Source organism: Microbacterium sp. 70-16, from assembly GCF_001898315.1.
GTDB lineage: Bacteria > Actinomycetota > Actinomycetes > Actinomycetales > Microbacteriaceae > Microbacterium.
The window spans coordinates 168,709-186,452 of sequence record NZ_MKTQ01000029.1 but is presented as its reverse complement, the minus strand read 5'-3'; the positions used below and the strand labels follow the sequence as shown (position 1 = coordinate 186,452).

Genomic DNA, 17,744 nt, shown 5'->3' with positions numbered 1-17,744 from the left:
ATGAGCGACTACGCCGTCATCAATCCGGCCACCGGCGAGACCCTGGCCACGTACCCGACCGCGACCGATGCCGAGGTGGATGCCGCGATCGCCGCTGCCGACGGGGCGTTCCGCACGTGGGGGCGCTCTTCCGCGCCCGCCGAGCGTGCCGCGCTGCTGCGCCGGGTCGCGCAACTGCACCGCGAGCACCGCGACGAGCTCGCCGCGATCATCGTGCGCGAGATGGGCAAGCCGCTCGCGGCCGCGCAGGGCGAGGTCGACTTCGCCGCGGACATCACGGAGTACTACGCCGACAACGTCGACAAGATCACGGGCGACACCCCGATCGACATCCTGGGGGAGGGCACGGCCGTCATCCGGCGCGCGCCGCTGGGCGTGCTGCTGGGGATCATGCCGTGGAACTTCCCCTATTACCAGGTGGCCCGGTTCGCGGCGCCCAACCTCGCGGTCGGCAACACGATCCTGCTCAAGCACGCGCCGCAGTGCCCCGAGTCGGCCGCCGCGATCGCGCAGATGTACGCGGATGCCGGGTTCCCCGCCGGCGCCTACGCCGACGTGCGCCTGACCAACGACCAGGCCGCCGTCGTCATCGCCGACCGCCGTGTGCAGGGCGTCTCGGTCACGGGGTCCGAGCGCGCCGGTGCCGCCGTCGCCGAGATCGCGGGTCGCAACCTCAAGAAGGTCGCACTCGAGCTCGGCGGGTCAGACCCCTTCATCCTGCTGTCGACCGACGACCTCGACGCGGCCGTGCAGTCCGCCGTAGACGCGCGCCTGGACAACAACGGGCAGTCCTGCAATGCGGCCAAGCGCTTCATCGTGGCATCCGATCTGTACGACGCCTTCGTCGAGCGCTTCGCCGCCGCGATGGCCGTCGCGAAGGTCGGCGACCCCTTCGCGGACGACACCGTGCTCGGACCGCTGTCGTCGCTCGCCGCGGCCGAGCGCCTCGCCGAGCAGGTCGACCGTGCCGTCGCGCAGGGTGCGACGATCGTGACCGGAGGCGTCCGCGACGGCGCGTACTACCCGGGGACGGTCCTGACCGGCGTGACGAGCGAGATGGATGCCTACCGCGAGGAGTTCTTCGGCCCCGTCGGCGTCGTCTACCGCGCCGGCTCGGAGGACGAGGCGATCGAGATCGCCAACGGCACGCCGTTCGGGCTCGGCTCCTACGTGTTCACGACCGACGCCGACCAAGCGGCCCGCGTCGCCGACCGGCTCGACGCCGGCATGGTCTACGTCAACGTCGTGCTCGCCGACTCGCCCGAACTGCCGTTCGGCGGCGTCAAGCGCAGCGGCACGGGCCGCGAGATGGGGCTACTGGCCGCCGACGAGTTCGTCAACAAGAAGCTCATCCGCGTCGCCGGCTGAGCCGTCGCGGCGGGATAGTCCCGGGCGGTGGGCTACCCACGCCTTCGCGGGCAGGGCAGGATGGGGTCATGGAGCACACGTCGGATGTCGTCGAGCTGCTGACCGATCAGCAGTGCTGGGAACGCCTCGCGGGGCAGCAGCTGGGGCGTCTGGTGACCCACGCGGGGCATGTGCTGGACATCTTCCCGGTCAACTACACCGTCGACGGTGAGAGCATCGTCTTCCGCACGGCGGAGGGCAGCAAGCTCACCGAGCTCATGATCAACGACGAGGTGCTCTTCGAAGTCGATCAGTACACCGATGAGTCTGCGTGGAGCGTCGTGGTGCGCGGCCGCGCGCACCGCCTCTTGACCACCGACGAGGTCGCCGCGGCCGACGAGCTGCCGCTCACGCCGTGGATCCCGACCGTGAAGTACAACTACGTGCGCGTCGTCGCAGACTCCGTGTCGGGGCGTGCCTTCGAGCGCGGCGAAGAACCCGACCGGTACGGCGTCCAGCAGTACTGAGGCCCCTGCTCGTTCGCGAGCCCCGAAGCCATGACGTACACTGGACCATGCAGTTGAAATCTGCATTCTTTCGCTGTGCCCGCTGGGCACGATGGGGGAGTCGGATTTCACCCTGAGGCCTTCCAGCCTCTAGGGCGGTAGCTCAATTGGCAGAGCAGCGGTCTCCAAAACCGCAGGTTGCAGGTTCGATTCCTGTCCGCCCTGCGCGTCAGCGTCACGCTGGCACAGAACGCGCGTAGGCACACGCCGGCGCGGAAGCAAGTCCGAGCAATTCACACGGGTGGGTACATGGTCCAGGAAGAGGCTCACGGCGAGATCGTCGCGACAGGCGGCGCGCCTCGCGAGAAGAAGCTGAACTTCTTCCAGCGGATCGCCCTCTTCATCCGCCAGGTCTTCGCCGAGCTCCGCAAGGTCGTCACACCGACGCGCCAGGAGCTCGTGAAGTACACGCTGGTCGTGCTGGGCTTCGTCGTCGTCATGATGGCGATCGTGTACGGCCTTGATTTGCTCTTCACCTGGGTGGTGAACGTCGTCTTCGGCGTTCCGAGCTGAGAGACGGCATCCAGCCTTCCCAGCACCACCCCCGATGGAAGAGAACGCAGTGTCTGAAAAGTATGTCGACGACGCCGATTTCGCGACGGCCGCAGAGCAGTCCAGCGAGGACGACGAAGCCCAGGAGGGCAACACGCTCGCCGCGGAAGAGCAGTCCTCCGCTCCGGCCGAGCACCTCGCGGTCCACGTCGTGGACGACGAGGACGAGGCCGACGACGAGGACCTGGACGACATCGACATCGACGACCCGGAGGCAGACGCCATCGTGAACGACGCACTCGACATCAACGAGACCGCTGAGGCCGAGGCTGCCGCCGAGGTTCTGAACGACTCGCTCGCCGAGGAAGAGGCCGACGCCGCTGCGGCGGCCGCGGACGTGGTCACGCCCTACGACGGACCCGACGTGAACGGCGAGCCCGACGCCCCGGCCGTCGACGAAGACCCCTACGAGGCGTTCCGCGCCGACCTGCGCATGCTGCCCGGCAAGTGGTACGTCATCCACTCGTACGCTGGCTTCGAGCGCAAGGTGAAGGCCAACATCGAGCAGCGCAAGAACTCGCTCGAGGTCGAAGAGGACATCTACCAAGTCGAGGTCCCGATGGAGGACGTCGTCGAGATCAAGAACGGTCAGCGCAAGATGGTCACGCGCGTCCGGATCCCCGGCTACGTGCTCGTGCGCATGGAGCTCAACGAAGACACCTGGTCGGTCGTGCGCCACACGCCCGGCGTCACCGGCTTCGTCGGCAACGCCCACAACCCGACCCCGCTGCGCTTCGAAGAGGCCTTCAACATGCTGAAGAGCCTCGTGCAGGTCGCCGAGGTCGCGCCGGCCAAGGGCGGCGCCGCGAAGGGCTCGGCCACGCAGGCGCGCTCGGTCATCACCGAGGTCGACTTCGAGATCGGCGAGACCATCACGATCAAGGAAGGCTCGTTCGCGGGCCTGCCCGGCTCGATCAGCGAGATCAAGCCCGAGAGTGGCAAGCTCACCGTCCTCGTCTCGCTCTTCGAGCGCGAGACCCCCGTCGAGCTGTCCTTCGACCAGGTCACCAAGCAGTAGTAGACTTGAGCGGTTGCGCGCGCGTCGCGCGACGAAATCCACCACCTTCCGGGTCCGCCGGATGCGTGGAAGCGCGCCTCGATCCGTGTGAGACGGGCGCTCGACAGAAAGAAAGAGAATGGCACCGAAGAAGAAGGTGACCGGCCTGATCAAGCTCCAGATCAACGCCGGCGCCGCCAACCCGGCCCCGCCGATCGGCCCCGCGCTCGGTCAGCACGGCGTCAACATCATGGAGTTCTGCAAGGCGTACAACGCCGCGACTGAGTCGCAGCGTGGCAACGTCATCCCCGTCGAGATCACCGTCTACGAGGACCGCAGCTTCACCTTCATCCTGAAGACTCCGCCCGCGGCGGAGCTCATCAAGAAGGCCGCCGGTGTGGCCAAGGGTTCGCCCACGCCCCACACGACCAAGGTCGCGAAGCTCACCAAGGACCAGGTCCGTCAGATCGCTGAGACGAAGATGCCTGACCTGAACGCGAACGACATCGAGGCTGCCTCGCTGATCATCGCCGGCACCGCCCGTTCCATGGGCATCACGGTCGAGGGCTGAGGGAGAACGAATCATGGCTAAGTCCAAGGCTTACGAAGCAGCAGCGGCGAAGATCGACCGCGACAAGTTCTACACGGCCACCGAGGCGGTGAACCTCGCCAAGGAGACCGGCTCTGCCAAGTTCGACTCGACTGTCGAGGTCGCGCTGAAGCTCGCCGTCGACCCGCGCAAGGCGGACCAGATGGTCCGTGGCACGGTCATCCTGCCGCACGGCACGGGCAAGACCGCCCGCGTCATCGTGTTCGCGACGGGCCCGGCCGCTGAGGCCGCCATCGCCGCGGGCGCCGATGAGGTCGGCGGCGCCGAGCTCATCGAGAAGGTGGCCGGTGGCTGGACCGCGTTCGACGCGGCCGTCTCGACCCCCGAGCTCATGGGCCAGGTCGGTCGTCTGGGTAAGGTCCTCGGCCCCCGTGGCCTCATGCCGAACCCCAAGACCGGCACCGTGACCCCGAACACGGCCAAGGCCGTCGAGGAGATCAAGGGCGGCAAGATCGAGTTCCGCGTCGACAAGCACGCCAACGTGCACTTCGTCGTCGGCAAGGCCTCGTTCACGGCCGAGCAGCTGGACGAGAACTTCAAGGCCGCGATCGAAGAGATCGTGCGCCTGAAGCCCTCCAGCGCGAAGGGCCGCTACATCCAGAAGGGCGCCGTGTCGACCACGTTCGGCCCCGGCATCCCGCTGGACGTCAACACGCTCGTCTGACGCAAAGGCGTACACAAAAGGGCCTCACCTTCGGGTGAGGCCCTTTCTGTCACCCCGGCCCTTTTGTCATAGCCTCGAGGCATGACCCTGCGCGAGCTTCTCGGCATCCGGCATCCGATCGTCCTCGGACCTTTCGGCGGGCTCTCATCGATCGAGTTGACGGCCGCCGTCAGCGACGCCGGCGGGCTCGGCTCATACGGGCTGTACGGGTACGACGCCGAGCGCATCCACGCGACGGTCGGGCGCCTGCGCGCCGTCACCGACGCGCCGTTCGCGCTGAACCTGTGGCTGCCGACGGGCGATGAAGTGCTGCCGGATGCCGTCGATCTCGGCCCCGCGCGCGCGGCGCTCGCGCCCCTGTTCGAGGAGCTCGGCGTCGCGCTGCCTGCACCACCCGCGCGGTTCCTGCCCGACATCGAAGAGCAGCTCGCGGCGGTGCTCGAGGCGCGACCCGCGGCCCTCAGCGTCGTCTACGGAGTGCCGAGCGCCGACCTGCTCGCCCACGCGCACGCGCGCGACATCGTTGTGATCGGCACCGCGACGACGGTGGCCGAGGCCATCGCGCTGGCGGATGCCGGGGTGGATGCCGTCGTCGCGACCGGCGCCGAGGCGGCGGGCCATCGGGTGTCGTTCCTGCGGCCCGCCGAGCAGTCGCTCGTCGGGACGTTCGCCCTCGTGCCGCAGGTCGTCGACGCGGTCGACGTGCCGGTCATCGCCGCCGGCGGCATCGCCGACCGCCGGGGTGTCGCGGCCGCGTTCGCGCTCGGTGCGTCGGGCGTGCAGGTCGGCACCGCGTTCCTGCGCACCCGCCAGTCGGCTGCCAGCGCGGGGCACCGTGCCGCGATCGCCGCGGCCCGCGACGACGAGACGGTGCTGACGCGTGCGATGAGCGGGCGGCTGGCCCGGGGCATCCCGAACGCGGCGATGGCGGCGCTCGAGCGCGAGGAGATCCTGCCGTTCCCCGCGCAGAACTGGCTCACCGGGCAGTTCCGCACGCCCGCCGCGCAGCAGGGTCGCAGTGATCTCGTCAGCCAGTGGGCCGGGCAGGCTGCCGGCATTTCGCGGTACGACGACGTCGCCGAGGTCTTCGCCGACCTCGCGGCGGGACTCCCGAACTGATCCGCTGAGCGGATCAGTTCGGGAACGACGGCAGAGAAGCTGCGCGGATCAGCCGTCGCGGCGGATCTCGAAGCCCGCACCGCCGGCGGGCGCCAGCTCGCGCACCTCCGCGCCCGTGACGCGGGCGCCGCGAGGTCCCTCCGCCATCCAGGCGAGCACGGCGTCGACCTGGGCATCCGTCCCCTCGACCTCGGCCTCGACGCGGTCGTCGCGAAGATTGCGCACCCACCCGACCGCGCCCTCGCGCATCGCGACGTGCTGCAGGGTGTACCGGTAGCCGACTCCCTGCACCTCGCCGCTCACGGTCACGCGCACGCGTTTCATGCCCCTATCCTGTCGCGGCGCCCGGCGATCTGAAAGGATGCCGCCATGGGCACCATCGACGAATACCTCGCGACGCTCGACCCTTCCGACGCCGCCATCATCGCGCACACCTACGACGTCGCTCGCGAGGTCGTCCCGGATGCCGAGCAGGGGGTGGGCTACGGCATGCCGGCGCTCGTCTACCGCGGCGCGTCATTGCTGTCGGTCATGCGCGCCAAGAAGCACTTCGGCGTCTACCCGTTCAGCCCCGCCGCGATCGTCGCGGTGCTGCCGATGCTCGACGGCGTCGACCACGCCAAGGGCACGATCCGGTTCACCGAGCCGCTGCCGGATGCCACGGTGCGCGCACTCGTCGCTGCACGCAAAGAGCAGATCGTCGGGTGACGGCGGTCAACGCGGCCAGATCAGACTGACCGCGATCGCGGCCATGACGACGGCGATCACGCCGTCGAGCACGCGCCACGCGCGCGGCGTCGACAGCCACCGACTGAGGTAGCGCGACCAGAGCGCGAGCGAGAGGAACCACACGGTCGAGGCGACGATCGCGCCTGCCGCGAACCACCAGCGCGTGTCGCCGTGCGTGCTCGCGACCGACCCCAGCAGGAACACCGTGTCGAGGTACACGTGCGGGTTGAGCCAGGTGAGGGCAAGGCACGTCGCCAGCACCGGTACGAGCCGCGTGCGGGCGAGGGTGGTGCCCGGACGATCCGCCGCCGTGTCGTCTGCCGGTGCCCCGCCAGGAGCTGCGACACGCAGCGCCTCGCCGGACGGCCGCAGTGCCCGCCGCGCGGCCAGCAGCGCGTAGCCGAACAGGAACGCCGCACCCGCCCACCGCACGGCGTCGATGAGCCACGGCACCGCGTGTAGCAGTGCGCCCAGGCCCGAGACGCCCACGGCGATCAGCGTGGCATCCGACACGATGCACACGAGCGCGACGGCGAGGGCGTGTTCGCGACGGATGCCCTGGCGCAGCACGAACAGGTTCTGCGCGCCGATCGCGACGATGAGGGACAGTCCCAGGCCGAAGCCGGCGAGTACGGAGGAGATCACCCTTCGACGGTAGAAGGGTGGACTGATACAGTCCAGTTCAAGATTCTGTGGCTGGTGAAGGAGAACTGCATCATGCGGATACCCGCGATCGGCGCCGCGACGCTCGCCGCCGTGCTGGATGCCGGGAGCATGGAGGTCGCCGCCGAGCGGCTGCACATCACGCCCTCGGCCGTCAGCCAGCGCATCCGCGCACTCGAGGAGGAGATCGGCCGAGTGCTGCTCGTGCGGTCCAAGCCGCTGCGCCCGACACCAGCCGCGGAACCGATCGTGCGGTACGCGCGACAGCTCGCGCTGCTCGAGCACGATGCCGTCACCGAGATCGGCGGCGGCGCGGTGCGCACGACGATGCCGCTCGCCGTCAACGCCGACTCGCTCGCAACCTGGTTCCTCGCTCCGCTCGCGCGCCTGAGCGAGCGGCACGCGATCGTGTTCGATCTGCACCGCGACGACCAGGACTTCACCGCGGGGATGCTCGAGGATGGCACCGTGACCGGGGCGGTGACCTCGCGCGCAGAACCGGTCGGCGGATGCCGCGTGCAGACGCTCGGCGTGCTGCGCTACGAGGCCGTCGCGACCCCCGCCTTCGTCGCGCGGTGGCTCGCCGGCGGGGCGACGGCGGCAGAGCTCGCAGAGGCTCCCGTGCTCGATTTCGACCGCCGCGACGACCTGCAGACGCGCTGGCTCATCGCGCGCGGGGCCGATCCGCTCGCGCCGCCGCGGCACCGCGTGCCCGCGTCGCACGACTTCGCGACGGCGGCGTCTCTCGGCCTCGGCTGGGCGATGCTGCCGCGCCTGCAGTCGCAGCAAGACCTCGACGCGGGCAGGCTTCTGCCGCTGGGCGGACCGACGATCGACGTGCCGCTGTACTGGCAGCAGTGGAATCTGCGCTCGGCGCTGCTCGACGCCGTCGCCGACGAGATCGTCGCCGAGGGCCGGCGCGTGCTCGCGGTCTGACGGGTCAGGCTTCGGCGACCGACAGCACGACCTTGCCGCGGGTGTGGCCGGTCTCCAGCGCCCGGTGGGCGTCGGCGGCTTCCGCGAGCGGGAACACTCGGTCGACGAAGACGTGCACCGCGCCCGAGTCGAGCAGGCGTGCGATCGTCGCCAGCACGCCGCCGTCCGGGATCACCTTGTACGAGGTCGCCCGCACGCCGGCCGCCGCCGCGGCATCCTCGTACCCAGGCCACGAGCCGGTCGGCACGAGCACGTAGAGCCCGCCGGGGCGCAGCACGCGCAGCGAGCGCGTGCCCGTGTCGTCGTGCACGTTGCCGACCAGGTCGATCACGACGTCGACCTCGCCGAGCACGTCTTCGAAGCGCGTCGTCGTGTAGTCGACGACGACGGATGCCCCGAGCTCGCGCAGCCAGCCGAGGTTCGCACCCGAGCCGGTCGCCGTCACGTGCGCACCGAAATAGGCGGCCAGCTGCACCGCGAAATGGCCGACACCTCCGGCGCCCGCGTGGATGAGGATGCGCTGGCCCTCGTGTGCGTGCGCCGTCTCGACGACCAACCCCCACGCCGTCAGCGCCGCGAGCGGAACGCCGGCGGCCTCGACGTGCGAGAGCGACGGCGGCTTGCGTGCGACCGAGAGCGTCGGGGCGACGACGTACTCGGCGTACGTCCCGCCCGTGCGCGGGAAGGCCGCCATGCCGAACACCTCGGTGCCGACGGGGAAGGGATGCGACTCGTAGGGAGACTCCACGACGATGCCGCTGAAGTCGAACCCGAGCGTGCTCGGGAACCGGTCGATCGCGCCCGAGACGCCGCGGCCCGCACGGGTCTTCGCGTCGATGGGGTTCACGCCCGCCGCGATGACGCGCACGAGCACCTCGCTGAGCACCGGCGCCGGCGTTACGAGATCGGTCTCGCGCAGAACATCGGATGCCCCGGGGGAGTCGAACACGACGGCGCGCATCGGAGTCGGGAGTTCGGGGAGGTCTGTTCGCGCGGCATCCGGAGCGGATGCGGCGCGCAGCGGCCGGAACCTCATGGTCGCTTCCTTCCGCCTGCGTGTCGACATTGCCACAGTGATCCTGGGTGCGACCCAGTCAACCCTGCGATTGTCTCAGCCGTGTTACGCGAGTGCTACCGCGTCGAGAAGGTCATCGTGTCAGCCGCGGGCGGCGGCATCCGACGCGCGTTCAGCAGCCGGAGCGCGGCGGGGCGGTGACGCTGTCCGCGGGCGCCGGCGTGACGCCGGCCGTCAGCGCGTGCAACAGCTGCGTGAGGTTGCGGATGTCGTCGATCGGCCACGCGGCGAGCGTGTGCACGAGGGTGTTCTCCTGCGGTGCACGCGCCGCCTCGAGGCGCTCAAGGCCCAGGGGAGTGGGCGAGAGGATGCTGGCGCGGCGGTCCTCCGGGTCGGGCTCGCGCTGGATCAGCCCGAGCTCTTCGAGGTCGCGCACGGAGCGGCTCAGCTGCCCCTTGTCGACCACGAGGAGGTCCGCGAGCGCGGACTGCGAGACCCGCTCGCGCCGCACGATCGTCGTGAAGATTTTGTAGGCGCCAGGCAGCATGCCCGGGCTCACGCGCGTCGCGTTCTCCATGAGAACGCGACGCATGTGGTTGATCAGCTCGCCGAACTCAGCCTCCAGGGCCCGCACCGCGTCGGTGCGAGCCTGGAGTTCGTCACCGGTCATGACGGTCGAGCCTAGCGGGCCGACGTGTCGCCGCCGCGGCCGGCGGCGCTCGGCGTGGCATCCGTCACGACACGCACCGAACCGGTCGCGGTCAGCGACGACATGCCCTCGGGCACCGACACGGTCGCGAAGTCGGCCTCGCTCGCCTGCAGACGCTCGGTCGTGGTCATCGTCGTGAGCGGCTTGTTCGGCAGGAACACGATCGCCAGCAGCGAGATGACCGCGAACGGGACGGCGATCAGGAACGAGTGCGAGATGCCGCTGCCGTAGATGTCCTCGAACACGACGCGCAGGGGTTCGGGCATCTCGGAGACCTTCGGGAGCGAACCCGACTGCAGCTGCTCGCCCCAGTACTGCGCCTTGTCGCCGAGGCTCATGATCGCCGCGGTGATGTCGTCGGTGCGCTCGGCGACGAGGTCGATGACCTTGGCCGAGAGGGCCGCGCCCATGACCGAGACGCCGATCGTGCCGCCGAGGCTGCGGAAGAACGTGACTCCCGAGCTGGCGACGCCGATCTCTTCGGGGCGGGTCGTGTTCTGCACGACCAGCACGAGGTTCTGCATGGTCATGCCGACACCGGCGCCGAGCAGGAACATGTAGACCGACACGAGGAAGAAGTCGGTGTCGTACTGGATCGTCGACAGCAGGTACGAGCCGGCGACCAGCAGGATCGAGCCGACGATGAGGTACGGCTTCCAGCGCCCGTACTTCGTCACGAGCGCGCCGACGCCGATCGAGCTGAGCAGCAGACCGCCGATCATCGGGATCGTCATGAGGCCGGCCTCAGTGGGGGTCGCGCCACGAGCGAGCTGCATGTACTGGCTGAGGAACACCGAGGCGCCGAACATCGCGATACCGGTCGCGATCGAGGCGATCACCGAGAGCGTGAAGGTGCGGTTGCGGAACAGCGTCAGCGGGATGAGCGGCTCACGCGAGCGCAGCTCGACGATGACGAACAGGACGGCCGCGAGGATCGCACCACCGAGCATGAGCACCGTGTTCAGGCTCCACCAGTCGTTGTTGGCGAGATCCGACCAGTCGCCGGCCGTGGCGGTGCCCGCGTTGGTGACCCAGATGAGCAGCAGCGAGACGGCGGCCGACAGCAGCACGATGCCGACGTAGTCGATCGAGGTCTTCTTCTTGGGGCGGGCCGGCACGTGCAGCGTCGCCTGGACGAGGATCAGCGCGAGGACGGCGAAGGGGAGCGCGACGAAGAAGTTCCAGCGCCAGCCCCACGCGTCGGTGATGACACCACCCAGCAGCGGTCCACCGATCGTCGCGACGGCCATGACGGCGCCGAACAGACCCATGTAGCGGCCACGCTCACGCGGGCTGATGATGTCGGCCATCAGCACCTGGCTGAGCGCCGCGAGGCCACCCGCACCGATGCCCTGCACCGCGCGGAACGCGATGAGCATCTCGGGGTTGGTCGAGAAACCGGCCGCGGCGGTCGCGAGCACGAAGATCACGATCGCGAGCTGGAACAGCACCTTGCGGTTGGTGAGGTCGGCGAGCTTGCCCCAGATGGGCGTCGAGATCGCGGTCGTGAGCAGGGTCGCGGTGACGACCCACGTGAAGGCGGTCTGGTTGCCGTCGAGGTCGTGGATGATGACCGGCAGCGACGTCGAGACGACGGTCGAGGCCAGCATCGACACGAACATGCCGAGGAGCAGGCCGGAGAGGGCCTCGAGCACCCGGCGCGGGCTCATCGACGGCTTCTCGACCGTGTCGGAAGACGTAGTGGACATAGGGGTTCCTTTGTGAAGGGGTTCTGCGGGAAGAAGGCGGCGATGCCGAGAGGCAATGGTTGATCGACGTCAACCGTTGAGACCGGTCAACCATACGTCGATCGTTGATCCGTGTCAACTATCGGGGATGACGGGTGCGGCGGCGGGGTCGCGGGCGCTCAGTCGCTGAGGGCGAGGGCGCGGAACTGCTCGCGGACCGGGCGGTTCGCGGCATCCGGCTGCGGTGCGCGGCGCGCCATCGTGCGGCGGTAGAGCTCGTCGATGAGCTCGGTCGCCAGGCGCACGAGCTGGCCGATCTCGCGCTCATCGCGCTCGACCCACGCGCACCGTGGCTCGTCGCCGACGGGGACGAAGTCGTTGTGCTCCTCCCAGACGACGAGCGTGCGCTCGGCGCCGAGGACGTGCTGCTGCCACCACACCTGACGCAGGTAGGTGCGGGGGATCGAGCGCCACGTCTTGTTCGTCGTCTTGATCTCGGCGAGCGTGACGCGTCCGGCGTCGTCGACCAGGATCCCGTCGGGAGTCGCGAGGTGGCGCTTCTCGACGACCGCGTGGAACAGGGCGGAAGAGGGCTGGATGCCGTGGGTCGCGGCGACCCATGCGGCGATCTCGGGTTCGCGGCGCCGGCCGTGGTCGGTGTACGCGTTGCCCGAGAAGCCTGAGCCGCCGCCGAGCTTGGCATCCGCCGCTCGCGCGATCGAGGTGTGGCTCGTCAGCTGCGCGACGTCGGTCGCCGTGATGCCGCGCGATCGCGCGCGCATCCAGCCGACGCGGTCGCGCGAATCGGCGACGATCCGCGAGGCCAGCTCGGGCGCAACGCGCGCGATCGCCTCCGGAGTCATGCCTTCGAGGCTAACCCGCGCCGCCGACCTCCGCGCTCCGCGACACCCCGTCCCGGCATCCCCCCCGTCCGGCCCGCCTCGCCCGCCGCGCCGAGTGCGCCGGTTCGTGCTGACTGCGCCGCTTGCGGCCGCGCGACAGTCGGCGCACTCGGCCACAACCGGCGCACTCGATGTGGGCATCGCCTCCTCCCCAATCGCCAGGTCGGCGAAGTTGTCCACCGATCGGGCGTTCGGCGGCCCGGGCGGGCCCGCGCACGCGCACCATGGGGCGATGCGGAATGTCGACATCCCCACAGCTCGTGCAATGCTCCGCTCGCGCGACGACCTCATCGCGGCGGGCATCCGGCGCACCGAGCTCGATCGCGCCGTGGCTGCCGGCAGCTGGCGGCGCGTTCGCCGCGGCTGGTACGTCTCCGGCGAGGACTGGGAGAGCCTGTGGCCCGAGTCGCAACACCTCGTCCATGTCGTCGCGGCAGCCGATAGCGCGCAGCGGCGTCCGGTGTTCGCGTTGTGTTCGGCAGCCGCGGTCCATGGGCTCGCGCTGTACCGCGTCGCGGTCGCTCGCGTGCATACCGTCCATCCGGATGCGAATCGGCGCAGCGCCGAAGATCTCGTGCGCCATCGGGCGGAGCTTGCCGACGGCGACATCGTCGACATCGGAGGCATCCTGTGCACCTCGCTGTCGCGCACGGTGTACGACCTCGCGCGGCTGGCGAGCGCCGAGGTCGGGCTCGTCTGCCTCGACACCGCGTTGGGTCGCGTCGGCGGGGATCCGCGTCACTACGACGAGGCGGCCGCCGCCGAGTGGCTCGACGGGATCGCCGATCGCGTACATCGGGCGGCCGGAGCGCGCGGCATCCGTCACGCCGGAATGCTGCTCGAGATCGCCGACGGGCGATCGCAGCAGCCGCTGGAGATCACGACGAAGCTGCAGCTGCGCAGGTTGGGGTTCGCTCAGCCGCGGTTGCAGGTGCCCGTGCCGTCGCCGACGGGTGGGAACTTCTGGCTCGACATCGCGCTTGATGAGGCGGATGCCTTCTACGAATGTGACGGCGAAACGAAGTACACCGACGAGGCGATGCGGTCGGGGCGAACCCTCGAGCAGGTGCTGCTCGCCGAGAAGCAGCGCGAGGACTGGGTGCGCGGCACGACACGGCGTCGGGTGCTGCGCGGCGGCACCCCGCACGCCGCGACCCCTGCTGCCCTCGCGGCGCGCCTCGCGAGCTTCGGAGTGGCACTGCCCGACAAGCGAGCGTGCCTGTTGTTGCCGAGACGCCCCCTTCTGCACGGGCAATAGCTGGCGCACTCGCCACGAACCGGCGCGCTCGGCGGAACCGGCGCGAGGGGCGCCGCGATTTGGTGGGCGGGGGTGGGGTCGCGTACAGTGGACGAAGCCAAAGACCGCTGGTCTCGGTGTGCGCGTGAGCGGATGCCGACGAAGCCTTGCACTGCAGGGGCCCGCGCAGGTGTCACAGACAGTCTCCCGGGAAACCGGAACGAAGCTCCGTGCGCTTGCGCCGGAGCTTTTTCGCGTTGCAGGGGAGGACACGCCCGGTCGAGGCCGATGCACCGCCACTGCGGCGCATCTCGTACACACAAGGAGTGGCCATGGCGCAGAAGGAAGCATCGGTCGCCGAGCTCACGAAGAACTTCGAGAACTCGAGCGCCGTCCTGCTGACCGAGTACCGCGGTTTGACGGTTGCAGAGCTCAAGGAGCTCCGCAGCAGCATCCGTCAGGACGCGGAGTACGCCGTGGTGAAGAACACGCTGACCAAGATCGCGGCGGGTAACGCCGGGGTCGTGGGACTGGACGACGAGCTCAAGGGTCCGTCGGCCATCGCTTTCGTGCACGGTGACCCGGTCGCCGTCGCGAAGGGTCTGCGTGCCTTCGCCAAGGCACACCCTCTGCTGGTGATCAAGGGCGGCTACTTCGATGGCGCCGCGCTGACCGCCGACGAGGTGAACAAGCTCGCCGATCTCGAGAGCCGTGAAGTCCTGCTGGCGAAGCTCGCCGGTGCGATGAAGGCCTCGCTGACCAAGGCGGCATACGTCTTCAATGCGCTTCCGTCGAAGGCCGTCCGCACGGTCGACGCGCTGCGTGAGAAGCAGGAGTCCGCGGCCTGATCTCAGGTCCCGGCGTAGCAAACCCCAATCAAGGAGAAAATCATGGCAAAGCTCAGCACTGAGGAGCTGCTCGACGCGTTCAAGGAGCTCACGCTCATCGAGCTGTCCGAGTTCGTGAAGGCGTTCGAGGAGACCTTCGACGTCACCGCTGCCGCCCCCGTCGCGGTCGCCGCTGCCGGCGCCCCCGCAGGTGGCGCCCCCGCCGAAGAGGCCGAGGAGAAGGACGCGTTCGACGTCATCCTCGAGGCCGCCGGCGACAAGAAGATCCAGGTCATCAAGGTCGTGCGCGAGCTCACCTCGCTCGGCCTCGGCGAGGCCAAGGCCGTCGTCGACGGTGCTCCCAAGGCTGTCCTGGAGGGCGCCAACAAGGAGACCGCCGAGAAGGCCAAGGCTGCCCTCGAGGAGGCCGGCGCTTCGGTGACGCTCAAGTAATTTGAGCTACCTCGTTCGGAGGCCCCCGGGTTCGTCCCGGGGGCCTTCGTCGTATCCGGAGGCCGCTACCCGCCGGCGGGCGCGGACAGGGGTGCCGTGGAGGTGCGCATGATGAGCCGCGCCGGCATCCGCAGGTGCGTTCGCTGCCGGTTCGGATCGTCGATCTCGGCCAGCAGCACCTCGACCGCCGCCATACCTTGTTCGCGCGGCACCTGCCGCAGTGTCGTCAGAGCGAACATCTCGGCAAACTCGTGGTCGTCGATGCCGACGACGCTCAGTGCGGACGGCACCAGGATGCCCAGGCGGCGCGCCGCGATCATCGCGCCGATGGCGACCTCGTCGCACACGCCGACGATCGCCGTGGGGCGGTTGCGGGCATCACCCAGGAGGTCCGCCGCGGCGGCGTAGCCGCCCGGCATCGTGACCTCGGAGTGTGCGTGCTGAACGAACTGCGACAATCCCGCCTGACGCATTGCGTGGCGGTAGCCGGCGAGCCGCTCCTGATCGACGTGGGCCCAGTGGCTGCGGGGTGACCCGCCGACGAACGCGATGTTCCGATGGCCCAGCTCGATCAGATGCTCGGTCGCGCGCCGTGCCGCCAGGTCATCGTCGACGGCGACGACGCTAGTCTGCTTGCCCGACCCGACGACGCTGACGATCGGGCGGCCGATCAGGGTGAGCTGGTCGATCTCGCGGTCGACGGGCTCGAGGCCGACCGCGATGAGCCCGTCGAATCTCTTGCGCGCCAGGAAGTCGTCGAAGATGCGGGCGCGCCCGGGCGAGCCCGGCTTCGCGTCGTACAGCGTCAGGTCGAGACCCCGCTCGAGCAGCGCCTGCTGGATGCCCTCGAGCACCTCGGCGAAGAACCACCGGTTGAGGTAGGGCATGACGACGCCGATGTTCTGCGTGCGTCCCGTCGCGAGGCTCACGGCGCTCGTCGACGGCACGTAGCCGAGGCGCGTCGCCGCATCCTGCACACGTGCCCGCGTCGCCTGCGACACGTATCCGGCGCCGGAGAGCGCGCGGCTCGCCGTGGCTTTGGATACGCCGGCGAGCGCCGCCACGTCCGCGATGCCTGCCATCAGGGCTCCTCCTTGAGTCGGACAACAGGATAGCGAAATACTCAGGAAAATGTGGAACCGCTTCCGGAAGTGTGAGTGCGCTCCCACGTACTGTCGGATCCCGTTATTCGCTCGTGATCCTGGTGATCTTGTGCCTTCGTCGGGAAACCAATACGGTTATCTGGAATCGGTTCCTCACGAATGCACCCTTGCACGGGGGACCAGTTACGCACTCAACGAGGAGGAATCACGTGCGAAAGACTCAACGACGACTGATCGCCCCGATCGCCGTCATCAGCGTGGCCAGCTTCGCGCTGGCCGGATGTGCCGAGGGCTCCACAGACGGCACCGACTCCACCGATGCCGCCGGCCAGACGGTACGCATCTCGGGTGGTATCACGGGCTCTGAGGCCGATCTGCTGCAGCAGTCGTTCGACAGCTTCACGGCCGACACGGGCATCAAGGTCGAGTACACCGGCGACAAGGGCTTCGAGGGCAACATCGTCACGAAGGTGACCGGCGGCGACGCTCCCGACATCGCCATCGTCCCGCAGCCCGGTCTGCTGCAGACCCTCATCGGCACCGGAGACGTCGTGGCGGCCCCGTCCGGTGTCGAGACGCAGGTCGATGCCAACTGGTCGGCCGACTGGAAGACCTACGGCACGGTCGACGGCACGTTCTACGCCGCGCCGATGCTCGCCAACGTCAAGGGCTACGTCTGGTACTCCCCGGCGAAGTTCGCCGAGTGGGGCGTCGAGGTCCCGACGACGTGGGATGAACTGCTCACCCTCACCCAGACGATCCAGGAGAAGACCGGCAGTGCTCCCTGGTGCGCCGGCTTCGAGTCCGGCACGGCATCGGGCTGGCCCGGTACCGACTGGATCGAGGACCTCGTCCTTCGCCAGTCCGGCACCGAGGTCTACGACAACTGGGTCGCGGGCGACGTGAAGTTCACCGACCAGCCGATCGCCGACGCGTTCACCGCGGTGGGCGACATCCTGCTCAACCCCGACTACGTCAACGCCGGCTTCGGCGACGTCGCGAGCATCAACTCGACGGCGTTCGCGGACGTCGCCGCCCAGGTCGCCAACGGCACCTGCGCGCTGACGCACCAGGCGTCGTTCCTGTCGTCGAACTTCCTCGACGTGCAGACCGCCGATGGGGCAACCCCCGAGGTCGCTCCCGACGGTGACGTCTACGCCTTCGTCCTCCCGGGCCTCACCGCGGGTGAGTCGCAGGTCGAGGCCGGTGGCGAGTTCGTCGCCGCGTTCAACGACAACGACGCGACCGCGAAGGTGCAGGAGTTCATGGCCACGGCAGACTTCGCCAACGCTCGCGTCAAGCTCGGCGGTGTCATCTCGGCCAACAAGAACGCCGACGCCTCGCTGGCATCCAGTGCGTTCCTGACCGACGCGATGGAGCTCCTGCAGAACGACTCGACCACGGTCCGTTTCGACGCATCCGACCTCATGCCGGCAACGGTGGGCTCGGGTTCGTTCTGGAAGGGCATGGTCGACTGGATCGATGGCAAGGACCAGGCCACGGTCCTCAGCGACATCCAGGCAGGCTACGAGAACTGATAGAACTGTGCCAGGCGGTGGGATGCCGGTGACTCCGACATCCCGCCGCCTGGCACACCTATCCCGCGTTCACTGAAGCACACGGAGGC

General features: G+C 69.1%; 20 protein-coding genes and 1 tRNA gene. 14 read left to right on the top strand and 7 right to left on the bottom strand.

What is annotated here, in order from left to right:
* The 8 genes from BGO46_RS14380 to BGO46_RS14345 all read left to right on the top strand — a co-directional run bounded on the left by BGO46_RS14380 (window position 1) and on the right by BGO46_RS14345 (window position 5,855).
* Window positions 1-1,368 (top strand): NAD-dependent succinate-semialdehyde dehydrogenase, encoded by a 1,368-nt coding sequence (locus BGO46_RS14380; protein ID WP_292678159.1) that lies wholly within the window; start codon window positions 1-3, stop codon window positions 1,366-1,368.
* A 68-nt stretch (window positions 1,369-1,436) separates the two neighbouring features.
* Window positions 1,437-1,874, top strand: coding sequence for a pyridoxamine 5'-phosphate oxidase family protein (locus tag BGO46_RS14375; protein ID WP_292678161.1), 438 nt, complete (start codon window positions 1,437-1,439; stop codon window positions 1,872-1,874).
* Window positions 1,875-2,005: 131 nt separating this feature from the next.
* Window positions 2,006-2,078: transfer RNA gene (locus tag BGO46_RS14370), tRNA-Trp, on the top strand.
* 84 nt (window positions 2,079-2,162) lie between these two features.
* Window positions 2,163-2,426, top strand: a complete 264-nt coding sequence (gene secE / locus BGO46_RS14365; RefSeq protein ID WP_292678163.1) for a preprotein translocase subunit SecE — start codon at window positions 2,163-2,165, stop codon at window positions 2,424-2,426.
* Window positions 2,427-2,475: 49 nt separating this feature from the next.
* Window positions 2,476-3,483: a transcription termination/antitermination protein NusG gene (gene nusG, locus BGO46_RS14360; RefSeq protein WP_292678165.1), complete on the top strand. Its 1,008-nt coding sequence runs from the start codon at window positions 2,476-2,478 to the stop codon at window positions 3,481-3,483.
* Between the two features lie 118 nt (window positions 3,484-3,601).
* Window positions 3,602-4,033 (top strand): 50S ribosomal protein L11, encoded by a 432-nt coding sequence (gene rplK, locus BGO46_RS14355; protein WP_292678167.1) that lies wholly within the window; start codon window positions 3,602-3,604, stop codon window positions 4,031-4,033.
* A gap of 13 nt (window positions 4,034-4,046) precedes the next feature.
* Window positions 4,047-4,736 carry a 50S ribosomal protein L1 gene (gene rplA / locus BGO46_RS14350; RefSeq protein ID WP_292678169.1) on the top strand — a complete coding sequence of 230 codons (690 nt, stop codon included), beginning with the start codon at window positions 4,047-4,049 and terminating at the stop codon, window positions 4,734-4,736.
* A gap of 81 nt (window positions 4,737-4,817) precedes the next feature.
* Entirely contained in the window at window positions 4,818-5,855 is a 1,038-nt protein-coding gene (locus tag BGO46_RS14345; RefSeq protein WP_292678171.1) for a nitronate monooxygenase, read from the top strand.
* A 48-nt stretch (window positions 5,856-5,903) separates the two neighbouring features.
* Here the strand turns inward: BGO46_RS14345 and BGO46_RS14340 are convergent, their stop codons facing one another.
* Window positions 5,904-6,179, bottom strand: a complete 276-nt coding sequence (locus BGO46_RS14340; protein ID WP_292678173.1) for an acylphosphatase — start codon at window positions 6,177-6,179, stop codon at window positions 5,904-5,906.
* Between the two features lie 45 nt (window positions 6,180-6,224).
* Here BGO46_RS14340 and BGO46_RS14335 point away from each other — a divergent pair, with 45 nt between their 5' ends.
* Window positions 6,225-6,563 (top strand): iron chaperone, encoded by a 339-nt coding sequence (locus tag BGO46_RS14335; protein WP_292678175.1) that lies wholly within the window; start codon window positions 6,225-6,227, stop codon window positions 6,561-6,563.
* Between the two features lie 6 nt (window positions 6,564-6,569).
* Here the strand turns inward: BGO46_RS14335 and BGO46_RS14330 are convergent, their stop codons facing one another.
* The gene (locus tag BGO46_RS14330; protein WP_292678177.1) at window positions 6,570-7,229 is read right to left on the bottom strand and encodes a LysE/ArgO family amino acid transporter; all 660 of its coding nucleotides are present in this window, start codon (window positions 7,227-7,229) and stop codon (window positions 6,570-6,572) included.
* 72 nt (window positions 7,230-7,301) lie between these two features.
* Between BGO46_RS14330 and BGO46_RS14325 the strand changes: the two genes are divergently transcribed.
* Complete coding sequence (locus tag BGO46_RS14325) at window positions 7,302-8,183, top strand: LysR family transcriptional regulator ArgP (protein WP_292678179.1); 882 nt, start codon at window positions 7,302-7,304, stop codon at window positions 8,181-8,183.
* A 4-nt stretch (window positions 8,184-8,187) separates the two neighbouring features.
* Here BGO46_RS14325 and BGO46_RS14320 read toward each other — a convergent pair whose 3' ends face one another.
* The 4 genes from BGO46_RS14320 to BGO46_RS14305 all read right to left on the bottom strand — a co-directional run bounded on the left by BGO46_RS14320 (window position 8,188) and on the right by BGO46_RS14305 (window position 12,458).
* Entirely contained in the window at window positions 8,188-9,219 is a 1,032-nt protein-coding gene (locus tag BGO46_RS14320; protein ID WP_292678181.1) for an NADP-dependent oxidoreductase, read from the bottom strand.
* A gap of 151 nt (window positions 9,220-9,370) precedes the next feature.
* A complete protein-coding gene (locus BGO46_RS14315; protein ID WP_292678183.1) occupies window positions 9,371-9,868 on the bottom strand; it encodes a MarR family transcriptional regulator in 498 nt (165 codons plus the stop codon).
* An 11-nt stretch (window positions 9,869-9,879) separates the two neighbouring features.
* The gene (locus BGO46_RS14310) at window positions 9,880-11,616 is read right to left on the bottom strand and encodes an MDR family MFS transporter (protein WP_292678185.1); all 1,737 of its coding nucleotides are present in this window, start codon (window positions 11,614-11,616) and stop codon (window positions 9,880-9,882) included.
* 158 nt (window positions 11,617-11,774) lie between these two features.
* Entirely contained in the window at window positions 11,775-12,458 is a 684-nt protein-coding gene (locus BGO46_RS14305; protein WP_292678187.1) for a YqaJ viral recombinase family protein, read from the bottom strand.
* A gap of 304 nt (window positions 12,459-12,762) precedes the next feature.
* Between BGO46_RS14305 and BGO46_RS14300 the strand changes: the two genes are divergently transcribed.
* The 3 genes from BGO46_RS14300 (at window position 12,763) to rplL (ending at window position 15,014) form a co-directional block, all read left to right on the top strand.
* Complete coding sequence (locus BGO46_RS14300; protein ID WP_292678189.1) at window positions 12,763-13,755, top strand: type IV toxin-antitoxin system AbiEi family antitoxin domain-containing protein; 993 nt, start codon at window positions 12,763-12,765, stop codon at window positions 13,753-13,755.
* Window positions 13,756-14,066: 311 nt separating this feature from the next.
* A complete protein-coding gene (gene rplJ / locus BGO46_RS14295) occupies window positions 14,067-14,582 on the top strand; it encodes a 50S ribosomal protein L10 (RefSeq protein ID WP_292678191.1) in 516 nt (171 codons plus the stop codon).
* A gap of 42 nt (window positions 14,583-14,624) precedes the next feature.
* Window positions 14,625-15,014 (top strand): 50S ribosomal protein L7/L12, encoded by a 390-nt coding sequence (rplL, locus tag BGO46_RS14290; RefSeq protein ID WP_195692147.1) that lies wholly within the window; start codon window positions 14,625-14,627, stop codon window positions 15,012-15,014.
* 65 nt (window positions 15,015-15,079) lie between these two features.
* Here the strand turns inward: rplL and BGO46_RS14285 are convergent, their stop codons facing one another.
* Entirely contained in the window at window positions 15,080-16,096 is a 1,017-nt protein-coding gene (locus BGO46_RS14285; RefSeq protein WP_292678193.1) for a LacI family DNA-binding transcriptional regulator, read from the bottom strand.
* Window positions 16,097-16,326: 230 nt separating this feature from the next.
* Here BGO46_RS14285 and BGO46_RS14280 point away from each other — a divergent pair, with 230 nt between their 5' ends.
* Window positions 16,327-17,655: an extracellular solute-binding protein gene (locus BGO46_RS14280; RefSeq protein ID WP_292678195.1), complete on the top strand. Its 1,329-nt coding sequence runs from the start codon at window positions 16,327-16,329 to the stop codon at window positions 17,653-17,655.
* Window positions 17,656-17,744: the final 89 nt, after the last annotated feature.